The organism is Mesorhizobium sp. CO1-1-8 (assembly GCF_020164875.1).
Lineage (GTDB): Bacteria > Pseudomonadota > Alphaproteobacteria > Rhizobiales > Rhizobiaceae > Mesorhizobium.
The window spans coordinates 1-1,173 of the sequence record NZ_JAIUGZ010000036.1 but is presented as its reverse complement, the minus strand read 5'-3'; the positions used below and the strand labels follow the sequence as shown (position 1 = coordinate 1,173).

1 protein-coding gene is annotated in these 1,173 nt (G+C 61.4%); it reads left to right on the top strand.

All coding sequences use genetic code 11. The features are described from left to right. The first annotated feature begins 209 nt into the window (after positions 1-209). Complete coding sequence (locus LB558_RS32825) at positions 210-1,157, top strand: IS110 family transposase (RefSeq protein ID WP_224701542.1); 948 nt, start codon at positions 210-212, stop codon at positions 1,155-1,157. The last annotated feature ends 16 nt before the right edge of the window (positions 1,158-1,173 follow it).

Genomic DNA, 1,173 nt, shown 5'->3' with positions numbered 1-1,173 from the left:
GCTTGTCTTATGACTTTTCATCGTTTCGGGGCCAAAGTGGGTTGCCGCCTGCGGGCCTTCACCACCCGCAGGCGGCGGGAGGGGTGGGATCGATGAATCGCCGGTCGTGAAGGACCGAGCTAGAGTATGATCGCCCCTCTCTTTTCCATGAGGCCTGAACGGATAGCCGGGCTTAAAGGCCCGGATGACAAGCACGGGACACGGAAAAGATGACCGCAACCATAGCACGAACGCTCGGTATCGACATCTCGAAAGATCGCCTCGACGTCCATCTCCTGCCGGAAGGGACGGAGCGGCAATACACCAATGACGCCGGCGGTATAGGCGAACTGATGCTCTGGCTGGTGCCGCTCATGCCCGAACGCATCGTCTACGAAGCAACCGGCGCCTACCATCGACAGCTCGAGCGCATGCTGGGCGCCAAGGGCCTGCCGCTGGTCAAGATGAACCCGCAGCATACACACGCCTTCGCCAGGGCCGCCGGGCGCCTGTCGAAGACCGACCGTATCGACGCCGCCATGCTCGCCCGCTTCGGAGCGCTTATGGTGCCGGACATCCGGCCGCTCAGGAGCCAAGCCCTTGATGTACTTTGTGAACTGGTTGCCGCCCGCAGGGCTCTGGTCAAGGATCGCACCGCTGCGCTCAATCGGCGGAAGAACCTCACCATCGGACTGCTCAAGCGCCAAGTCGACCAGCGGCTGAAGCAGATCTCAGCCCAGATCGAGGCGGTGGATACCGAATGCCGCAACCTCGTCGCGGCCGAGGTCGACCTTGCCCGCCGCCTCGACATCCTCACCAGCATTCCCGGCCTCGGCGAGGTAACCGCCTTCGCCCTCATCGCCGACATGCCCGAAATCGGAAGCCTTGCCAACAAGCAGGCAGCTTCCCTTGCCGGGCTCGCACCGGTTGATCGTCAGTCCGGCCAGTGGAAGGGCAAGAGCTTCATCCGGGGAGGAAGGTCGTGGTGCAGACAGGCGCTCTATATGCCCGCACTCGTTGCCATCCGATTCAACCAACCCCTCAAGATCAAATACGAGGCTCTGCGCGAAGCTGGAAAACCCGCAAAGCTCGCCATTACCGCAATCATGCGAAAACTCCTCATTCTCGCAAACGCTCTCATCAGGGACGACCGCAAATGGTCACCTCAGATGCCTTGACCAAGACGGATACTCT